Annotated in this window: 8 protein-coding genes and 1 rRNA gene; 1 reads left to right on the top strand and 8 read right to left on the bottom strand. The window is 54.7% G+C overall.

What is annotated here, in order from left to right; genetic code table 11:
• From C7459_RS13985 to C7459_RS13965, 5 genes are all read right to left on the bottom strand, one after another.
• Nucleotides 1–187, bottom strand: a 16S ribosomal RNA gene (locus C7459_RS13985); the annotation flags it as partial.
• Between the two features lie 209 nt (nucleotides 188–396).
• The gene (locus tag C7459_RS13980) at nucleotides 397–1335 is read right to left on the bottom strand and encodes a DMT family transporter (RefSeq protein ID WP_245884548.1); all 939 of its coding nucleotides are present in this window, start codon (nucleotides 1333–1335) and stop codon (nucleotides 397–399) included.
• A gap of 121 nt (nucleotides 1336–1456) precedes the next feature.
• Complete coding sequence (locus C7459_RS13975) at nucleotides 1457–2320, bottom strand: 2-oxoacid:ferredoxin oxidoreductase subunit beta (RefSeq protein ID WP_109689912.1); 864 nt, start codon at nucleotides 2318–2320, stop codon at nucleotides 1457–1459.
• Complete coding sequence (locus tag C7459_RS13970; protein WP_109689911.1) at nucleotides 2320–4083, bottom strand: 2-oxoacid:acceptor oxidoreductase subunit alpha; 1764 nt, start codon at nucleotides 4081–4083, stop codon at nucleotides 2320–2322. Before C7459_RS13970 ends, C7459_RS13975 begins: the two co-directional genes overlap by 1 nt.
• Before the next feature lie 540 nt (nucleotides 4084–4623).
• Entirely contained in the window at nucleotides 4624–5808 is a 1185-nt protein-coding gene (locus C7459_RS13965; protein ID WP_109689910.1) for a trans-sulfuration enzyme family protein, read from the bottom strand.
• 158 nt (nucleotides 5809–5966) lie between these two features.
• Between C7459_RS13965 and C7459_RS13960 the strand changes: the two genes are divergently transcribed.
• Nucleotides 5967–6740, top strand: coding sequence for a 3D domain-containing protein (locus C7459_RS13960; RefSeq protein ID WP_211320395.1), 774 nt, complete (start codon nucleotides 5967–5969; stop codon nucleotides 6738–6740).
• A 78-nt stretch (nucleotides 6741–6818) separates the two neighbouring features.
• Here the strand turns inward: C7459_RS13960 and C7459_RS13955 are convergent, their stop codons facing one another.
• The 3 genes from C7459_RS13955 to C7459_RS13945 are packed head-to-tail and all read right to left on the bottom strand — an operon-like array spanning nucleotide 6819 to nucleotide 9413.
• Nucleotides 6819–7616, bottom strand: coding sequence for an ABC transporter permease (locus C7459_RS13955; RefSeq protein ID WP_211320394.1), 798 nt, complete (start codon nucleotides 7614–7616; stop codon nucleotides 6819–6821).
• A 4-nt stretch (nucleotides 7617–7620) separates the two neighbouring features.
• The gene (locus C7459_RS13950) at nucleotides 7621–8430 is read right to left on the bottom strand and encodes an ABC transporter permease (protein WP_109689909.1); all 810 of its coding nucleotides are present in this window, start codon (nucleotides 8428–8430) and stop codon (nucleotides 7621–7623) included.
• Nucleotides 8427–9413 (bottom strand): ABC transporter ATP-binding protein, encoded by a 987-nt coding sequence (locus tag C7459_RS13945; RefSeq protein ID WP_109689908.1) that lies wholly within the window; start codon nucleotides 9411–9413, stop codon nucleotides 8427–8429. Before C7459_RS13945 ends, C7459_RS13950 begins: the two co-directional genes overlap by 4 nt.
• Between the last annotated feature and the right edge of the window lie 6 nt (nucleotides 9414–9419).

Genomic DNA, 9419 nt, shown 5'->3' with positions numbered 1-9419 from the left:
AAGAGATCATCCGGTATTAGCACTCGTTTCCAAGCGTTATCCCAGTCTGCCAGGCAGGTTACCCACGTGTTACTCACCCGTCCGCCGCTGACATCCATGGAGCAAGCTCCACATCAGTCCGCTCGACTTGCATGTATTAGGCACGCCGCCAGCGTTCGTCCTGAGCCAGGATCAAACTCTCAATTAAAGTTTGATTCAAGGCTCGAATCGATTCTCATCTATCACTCGTTTAGTTTTCAAGGATCAATCGCGTCACCGTAGTGTCTCTCGCGGCGACAAGAGTTATCTTATCATGCCCTCAACAATCTCTCAATCAAACCCTGCATACAAATTCCAGCATAACCCCGCAAATCGCGGGGTATACACAGAATATCTTCACATATGCTCACCATTTTGTTAACATGCTTCGTTTTCCACACGTTTCGCTGGCAACGACAAGATCGTAACCGTAATCAAGATACACGCCGCCCCAACTGCTTCCCAAAAACCAAGCGGTACCTTCAACCACAACACCGAGGCGAGGACGGAAACCAAGGGCTCGATAATCGCTAGCAAACTGGTCTCAGTCACCGTGATGTATCGCAAACTATCTAAATAGAGGTAGAACGCAATCAACGTTCCGAACAAGATCACGAAAGCCACATAGGACACCGACACCCACGACCAATGCATCCCGCTCGCATTCCAAGGTCGATCCGCCAACGCCACCGCAACTCCCCCGATCACCAGACCCCACCCCAAGATCACAGACGAATCCCAAGCGCGCAGCAAGGGTCCTGGATAGATCGTATTGAACGCCAGCCCCAACGCAGACACGAGCCCCCAGAGTAGCGCCTGCGTAGGAATCGACAAATCGTGCACCGAACCGTTCGTCACAAGCAGAAACGTCCCAACTAGAGCAGTCACCACCGCAGTACATTCACGACCGTCCGGCATCCGACTCACGCGCCATGCTTGAAACACCATCACAAACAACGGGGCCAAATACTGCAAAAGCGTCGCCGCCGCCGCATTCCCCGCCTCAATCGCGGCAAAGTACGTGTATTGCGCACCCAGAATCCCGAACACCCCGTACACGATCAACCGAACACGCATCCCGGAATCCTTCCACACGCCCAACACCTGTTCACGCCCCGCGCCAAACGCAGACAACCCCAACAGCAATACCCCGGCGGTCAACATGCGCACCACCACGAGCCATTCCGTCGTAAACCCTTCCTCTTGGAATAACTTCTGCGCCACCGTCCCTGACAAACCCCAGAACGTCCCTGCCGCCAACACCATCGCAAACCCCTTGCTCCGTTGCAAACTGCCAGCACTGCCAACCTTACTCACTACCACTTCCTCCTCCGCACACAATCTATAGTAGTAAGAATAAAGCAAAAGCACCGGAAGCGGAAGCAAAAAAAGCCCTTGCACGCAAATGCGTACAAGGGCTTTTTTCGGAAAAGCGGTCTTACTTAAACTGGGAGACCAGCTTGGTCCAGGTGTCTTGCGAAAGGTTAACGTCCGCTTGAACAACCGGAGTGGTCGGGAAGGCCGAGTTTGCTTCGTGGTACGGAAGCTTTTCGGTGCTGTGATAGATCAGGCCGGTGAGGTGCTCGTCACATTCTTCGATCTTCTTGATCGCAGCAAAACGGTCGGTTTTGTCGTAAGAAGCATCTTCATCGACATTGACGAGGTTTTGCTTGTAGAAGTCGTAGGTGTTGACTTTGTTGAAGGTTACGCACGGCGAGTAGATGTTGATCAGCGAGAAGCCTTTGTGCTTCATGCCGCCTTCGATCAACTCGGTGAGTTGCTTCAGGTTACCGGAGTAGCCTTGTGCCACGTAGCCACAACCCGCGATGATCGCCATTTGCAACGGGTGAACCGGCTCGTCGGTAGAACCATCCGGATTGGTCTTGGTCTTGGTCCCTTTGTCAGAGGTCGGGGACGTTTGACCGGTGGTCAGACCGTAGATGTGGTTGTCCATGACGATGTACGTGATGTCGATGTTACGACGCAACGCATGGAGGAAGTGCCCAATCCCGATGCCGTAGCCATCGCCGTCGCCGCCTGCTGCGACAACAGTCAAATCGGTGTTGGACAGTTTTACTGCAGTCGCAACCGGAATGGAGCGACCATGCAGGGAGTGGAAACCATAGGAACCCATGTATTGCGAGATCTTACCCGAGCAACCGACACCAGAAACGGTGACCATTTGCTCCGGCTCGAGGCCAATGTTTGCTGCTGCCTTTTGCAGAGCTGCGAGGACTGTGAAGTCGCCGCAACCTGGGCACCAGTTCGGTTTTTCCGCACGGAAATCTGCCAATGTTGCCATTAGAGCGTCACCTCTTTTTTCAAGCTTGCTGCTACGTCCTTCGCTTTGGCCAGTACTTCACGGACCAGAAGCGGGTCGCCACTGTATTTCAGGAAGGATTCGTACTTTTCATGACCGCCAACGTATTGCTTCAATTGGGAAGCAAGTTGACCGGTGGAGTTGAGCTCAGTGACGAGGATTTTCTTCGCCGCGTTGATGTACGGAGCGACATCAACCGTCGGGAACGGCAGCACGCGAGCCAGGGACAGATGACCGACGGAAACGCCTTCCGCTACCAGTGCATCGTATACTTCGCGTTGAATGCCGGAAGTGGAACCAAAGTCCACGAGCAGCAGTTCCGCGTTCTCAGCACCTACATAAGATGCGCCAACGATATCGTCGAAGCCGACGAGTTTCTTCGCACGCTTATCCATTTGCTTGACGCGCAGTTCCGCTTCTTCCATCTCCACGCCGACTTCGTCCGATTCGTTACCCATTGCAACGAAACGGCCGTTTTTCATGCCCGGGATGGTGCGCAGGGATACGCCGTTCTCCACGGAAACGTCGAAACGCTTGAACTCACCCTTTTCAAGGGAGTCGAGGTATTCTTGGGAAGCAAAGTTGCCACGGGTGTTTTGGAGTTTGTCGAAGTCGATCGACTCGACAGTCCATTTGTTCATCCCCATGAACAGGTCGGTTGCGACGATAACCGGGCATTGGTACTTCTCTGCCAAGTTGAACGCTTCCTTGGTCATGTAGAACACTTCTTCGACGTTGCGCGGGGTCAGCACGATCCGCGGGATCTCACCGTGCGAACCGTACATCATCGTGAACAGGTCGGACTGTTCCGTTTTGGTCGGAAGGCCAGTCGACGGACCTGCACGCATGACGTCAACGATGACGAGCGGGGTTTCCGAGATACCAGCCAGACCAAGTGCTTCCATCATCAGCGAGAAGCCCGGGCCCGAGGTAGCGGTCAGAGCGCGCGCGCCGGTGTAGTTAGCACCGATTGCCATCATGACAGCTGCGATCTCGTCTTCCGCTTGGACGACTGCGCCGCCCAGTTTCGGGAAGTTTTTGACCATTTGGTACATAACTTCGGTTGCCGGAGTGATCGGGTATTGCGAGAGGAAACGCGCGCCACCAGCGATTGCACCGATCGAAGTCGCTTCGTTGCCGGAGATGAACAGACGATCCGGCTTCAGAACCGGACGAGCCGGCAGTTCGATGTAGTTGTTGAAGTTTGCTTTGTAGAAGTCGAAACCTTTTTGCATCGCTTCGATGTTCTTCTCGACAACTTCGTCACCTTTGGAACCGAAACGGTCGGTCAAGACGGAACGGAAATCATCCGGGGTCAGGCCGATGATCGCAGCGGTTGCACCGATGGACACCATGTTTTTCATGATCGTGGAACCGCATTCCTTTGCGATGTCGGTCAGCGGAACCGGAACGATGTTGACTTTGTCGTTAGCCGGAACGGTTGCATCCTTGATCGAAGTATCGTAAATCAGGAAGCCACCATCTACGAGTTCGTGGAAGTTGAAGTTGATCGTCTCTTGGTCAAACGCCAGCAGGATGTGCAGGTCGTCGCCATGATGGCCCTTGTTCTCGGTGGTAACGCGAACTTTACCGTTCGTGTGACCGCCCTTGATCAGGGACATGAAGTGACGGTACGTGGAAACATAATAGCCAAGACGGAACAGAGACAGTGCAAAGATATCGCCGGTAGACTCGATGCCTTCGCCCTGCGCTCCGCCTACTTTCCAACCCAGGTCTTTACTCACTAAGGTTCACCCCTATGTTCAATGAATAGCTAATACCAATGCCATATAATACAGTTGCATCTTCTTCATTGTAACAGGTCTCCGTCAAAAATCTAGAGGGCATCTGCATAAATTTCGGGGGAATGGGCTAGACAGTAACGATTCCAACCGCTTGTCGAACACCGTCGATCGTGCGCTGAGCCGCATATTAGGCACGTTTTTGACCATCTGTCAGCACAACCAAAATGAACTGTTCAGTCAGTTTACGGTACGCGTGCGGCACGTGTTCCACGATCTCCTTGATCGATTCTGCCAAGCGTGCTTGGCGTTGGACACTGACAGTCCCAGCGCTTCAACACGGTGTTTCAATGTCGATTCGTGTCTGTTCTAGAGTAGCAAAAAACGGACCCCTCCTCCTGTAAAGGACGAGAGATCCGTGGTGCTGCCTTCGCTGCCTTCATTTGTGAACGGACGGTACAAGACCTGTTACCCTTCCTCAATACAGCCTATCACGGCATGCAACTACTGGTTACCGATGATACGCCAACGTGTAAAGATCCCCTACGCCCGCAGCGCTTGATCCAGATCTTGGATGATGTCCTCGACGTCCTCAATCCCCACCGACAGGCGGATCAGGCCGTCCGTAATCCCCACCGCTTCCCGCTCGGCTTTGGGCATAATCGCATGCGTCATCGACGCCGGGTGCTGGATCAGCGTGTGAACATCCCCCAACGAGACCGCCAGATGTGCCAACTTGACGTTGTTCATCAGCGACTTGCCCTTCTCAAACGACTTCACTTCAAACGACAACGTCCCGCCAAACCCGCTCATCTGACGTTTCGCCAACTCATGCTGCGGATGCGATTCGAGACCTGGGTAGTACACGTCAACCACTTCCGGGTGGCTTTCCAAAAACTTCGCGACGGCGATCGCGTTTTTGTTGTGCTGTTCCATGCGCAGCGCCAGCGTTTTCACCCCGCGGTTGAGCAGGAACGCATCGAACGGCCCCATGATCGGCCCATGTTCCTTCAAGGTGCCAAACAGCGGTTTGAAGATGTCCGCATAGCCCACGGCGATCCCACCGACAACATCCCCATGACCGCCGATGTACTTGGTTGCACTGTGGATCGAGACATGTGCGCCGAGGTCGATCGGTTTTTGGTAATACGGGGACATGAACGTGTTGTCGACGACGACTTTCATGTCGGTCCCCTTGGTCAGCTCCGAAATTGCCGCGATGTCGGCCATCTTCATCGTCGGATTCGCCGGCGTTTCCAAGTAGATGACTTTGGTGTTCGGTTGAATCGCTGCTTTTACTTGCTCTACATCAGAGGTGTCCACCCACGTCGTTTCGACGCCATACTTTTTAAACGTCTTGTCAAAAAGCGCAAAGGTCGCGCCGTACAGCGCATCTGCTGCCAAGATGTGATCCCCCGCTTGCACCAAGTGCAACATGACCGTCGAGATCGCCGCCATCCCAGAACCGAAGCAGAGACCCATTTCTGCGTTCTCCAGCGCTGCGATTTTTTCCGCCAACGCATCCGTGTTCGGGTTGCCGAGTCGGCTGTATTTGTACCCCGGATCAGTTCCGCCAAAACGCGCCGCTCCTTGATCCGCATCTTCAAATACAAACGTGGAGGTCTGGTAGATCGGCATGTTGTGCGAGCCGGTGGTCGGGTCGATTTTGTGACCTGCGTGCAGGATGCGTGTGTTGTAGCCCAGCTTCGAAAAATCGTGTTTACTCATTGGACAACTTCCTCTCTGTATTTCCTCGGAAATAGTTTAACTTACGTGAGCCCATCTCAGTCTGCCAATCGAATCATGTATAGAGCAAGCCAACAACGGGGACAGTATGACTGGTTTACGAAAACACACTTCAACGCTTCGAGGAGTGACGACACGCCATGCAACCACGAAGTATGGTGATGGTCGCGTTGACCACATTGTTGCTGTGGTCAACCGTCGGCCATCACGTCAGTGAGGCCCAACCGCTGATTCACATCGCGGTCAAACCTCTGGAGTTGCACTCGAAAGCCTCCCCTGTCCTGAAGTCGCTTCACGCACAAGCACCTGCAGCGGTCACTCCGGCCCCGCTGCAAGTGGACAAGCAGCCCCAGATGGCGCGACACACGATTGTAGAAGGCGATACGCTGTTCGAGATTGCAACTCAGTACAACACCAAGATCGAGAACATCCTGCAGCACAATCCAGAGATCAACCCCGACAATCTCAAGGTGGGCACGCAGTTGCAAGTTCCGGTCAACACGGTGAAGCACACCAAGACGCGCGAGGAACTTGGTAACATCGCCGCCACTGTGACCACGTCCAGCAGTGGGGAGCCGAACCAGTACCTGCGCAAAATCGCTTGCAAGTTGACGGCCTACACGAACTCCTTCGAATCCACCGGGAAACATCCGGGCGACAAGGGGTATGGCATCACCGCCAGCGGTCGTGACGCCAAAGAAGGGCTGACCATCGCGGTCGACCCGGACCTCATCCCCCTGCACAGTGTCGTGTATATCCCTGGTATTGGGCCGCGCTACGCAGAGGATACCGGCGGAGCAGTCAAGGGTCCACATATCGACGTGTTTTTCAACGACGATCGAATCGCCCGCGACTTCGGAGTTAAGCAAGCCAATGTCTATATCATAGAGGAAGGGCCCAGGGAGTCGAATTGACTCCTTGGGTTTTTCATGTGCTACAGGAAAAATTTTATTCCAAGTTATCTTACTACATAACTCGGTTTTTTTAAAGCCTCATGAACTGGCACTGGTGTAGTTGCGCAAGGCCATCTTCCAAAATTGGCGTGCCACCACAACCATCAGCACCGCAATACTCACGGAGATCAGCGCGTCCGTCCCGTTCAGTTTGCCAACCAGCGCAGCGGCCGGGAACGTGGTCAACACCGCCACCGGGAACACATAGGTCAACAACGCACGCAGGATGCCCCGATAGACTTGCACCGGGAACCTCGCTGTCTCAAACAGCGAAGTGAACAGGAACGTCAAGTTCTCTACCTTCACAAACCAGAACGACATCGTCATCAGCAGCATCCAGATCCCATAGAGCGTCACCAAGGCCGCCACGAACAACAGAGCGAACCACAACAGATTCGTCACCGTGATGGCAATCCCCATCTGCAGCACCCCATAAACGACGAGGCCCAGCCCCATCAGCACATCGGTGATCGGCCAGAACAGAATATGGCGGAACGAGACGTAGAATTGGCTGTCGACCGGCTTGGTGAGGATCAGGTCCAGCGTGCCCTTGCGGATATGCTGGACGATGCGCCCAATGTTCGGACGCAGCACCATCTTGACCACGCCGTCCAGCGCGTTAAAGATCCCGAGCAACACCAACACTTGCTCAAAACTCCACCCGCCAATCGCTTGGGTCTGGTTAAAAAACACCTGCAACGTCAGCAGCGATACAAACAGGCCCGACACCGTGCTGAGCACGTTGGCAAAAAAGTTCGAGCGGTACTCCATCTCCTCGGAGATCGCGAGCTTCACCATCAAAAACAACAAGCGGCTGTAACGCAGCGCTTTTTTCATCGCCTCATCCTCCCACCGCGCTGTACTTGCGCAGGCCCCGCCGCCACAACAATTGATACGCGGCGATGAAGAGCACCAGCCACAACACTTGGATGCCCAGCCCTTGCCAGACGGCGGGTCCGCTCAGTTTGACAGTCATCAAATCGACCGGGAAACCGAGGTTCCAGTAAAAAGGCGTGTAGCTCTGCGACGCTTTTACCCAATCAGGCAGTAGCGCATATGGGGCGATACGCCCGGAGAGAAACATTGAAATCGCTTCCACGAGTCCCACGATCGCCCCCGTGCGCGTCGTCCAGAACCCGAGCATCCCCAAGTTGTAATAAAACAGATAGCGGGTCGCACAGGCGAGCAAGATCGCCAGCACGATGGTCAGCAAGTGAAGCGGTTCTAACGAGATCTGCACCGCTTCGGTCAGCGGCCACGCAATCGCCCACGCGATGAGCATCACCACACCGTAGAACAATTTGTAGACGAGGTTCTCCGCCAGTCGATAATGCAGATAGGACGAAGGTCGCAACAGAAAGCCCGACAGCGTCCCCTCGCGCAGATGGACCTCGATCTCCCAAGCGTCCCACGATGCGGTGAGCCGGGAGACGAACATGATGCTCAGAAAATAGAGGATGAAATCACGCGTGTCATAACTGCCGATCGTACCGCCGCCCGAGACGCTCATCCACACGGCGAGCGTGACGATTGGCGAGATGAATCCGCCCATCATGTAGAAAAACGTATCGCCGCGGTATTCGAGCAGGATCGCCCAGTGGATCTTCATCCAACGGCTGTAGATTCGCCAGAGTTTGCTGAGGTTGCTCATGCGCCCTCCTCGGCGGCGAACGCCATCCCGATCACATCCTCCATCGGCGGGTCTTCAATCGTGAAGTCCTGCACCGGCAACTCTGCGAGCATCCGGGAAGCCTGCTCCGATACGGCCGCACGCGGAATTTGGATCGAGGCTTGGGGATACTCATACTGGAGGACCTCGCCATACTTGTCCAGATCATGGCGGTCGACCGGGCGGGCGAACACCAGTTTGGCGACTTTGAACGGTGCGTGCGTGTTGACCAGTTGGTTGAGATCGCCATCGAACGGGATGTGGCCGTGGTTGATGATGATCACGCGCTTGCACAGCGCCGTGACGTCCGCCATATAGTGGCTGGTCAGCAGGATCGTCGCGTTAAAGCGCTCGTTGTACTCCTTGATGAACCGCCGCACCGTCTCTTGCATGTTCACGTCCAGACCGATCGTCGGCTCGTCTAAAAAGATGATGTCCGGTCGGTGCAGGAGCGAAGCGGCCAACTCACACTTCATCCGTTCGCCCAGCGAGAGGTTGCGGACCGGTTTTTTCAAAAGCGGTTCCAGCTCCAACAGTTGGGTCAACTCCCCCATCGTCTCGCGGAACTGGGCGTCGGGAATCTCATAGATCGCTTGGTTGATCAAAAACGTTTCGCTCGCCGGGATGTCCCAGATCAACTGTGACTTCTGCCCCATCACGAGGGTGATGCGTTTTTTAAACGCTTCTTTTTGCTGGAACGGCACAAAGCCGCCAACGTTGACGCGACCGCCAGATGGATGGAGCAGGCCGCTCAACATCTTCATCGTCGTGGTCTTGCCAGCACCGTTGGGACCGAGGAAGCCGACGATCTCGCCTGGTTCAATCGTGAAGGAGATATCATCGACCGCTCGCACGGTGTGGAAACTGCGTTTGAGCAGTGAGTGCAAGGCTCCACGGAGTCCGGCCTCACGCTCGTGGACTTTAAAGTGCTTGCTGAGATGTTCGACCACTATTCCGTTGGTCATCGCCAA

Source organism: Tumebacillus permanentifrigoris (genome assembly GCF_003148565.1).
GTDB lineage: Bacteria > Bacillota > Bacilli > Tumebacillales > Tumebacillaceae > Tumebacillus > Tumebacillus permanentifrigoris.
The sequence above is the reverse complement of the archived record's forward strand: the minus strand, read 5'-3'. Positions and strand labels throughout refer to the sequence as shown.

Coding starts and splice junctions, on each gene's coding strand:
- C7459_RS13945 (WP_109689908.1), bottom strand. CDS start 9,413: ATGACCAACGGAATAGTGGTCGAACATCTCAGCAAGCACTTTAAAGTC.
- C7459_RS13955 (WP_211320394.1), bottom strand. CDS start 7,616: ATGAAAAAAGCGCTGCGTTACAGCCGCTTGTTGTTTTTGATGGTGAAG.
- C7459_RS13975 (WP_109689912.1), bottom strand. CDS start 2,320: ATGGCAACATTGGCAGATTTCCGTGCGGAAAAACCGAACTGGTGCCCA.
- C7459_RS13960 (WP_211320395.1), top strand. CDS start 5,967: ATGCAACCACGAAGTATGGTGATGGTCGCGTTGACCACATTGTTGCTG.
- C7459_RS13950 (WP_109689909.1), bottom strand. CDS start 8,430: ATGAGCAACCTCAGCAAACTCTGGCGAATCTACAGCCGTTGGATGAAG.
- C7459_RS13965 (WP_109689910.1), bottom strand. CDS start 5,808: ATGAGTAAACACGATTTTTCGAAGCTGGGCTACAACACACGCATCCTG.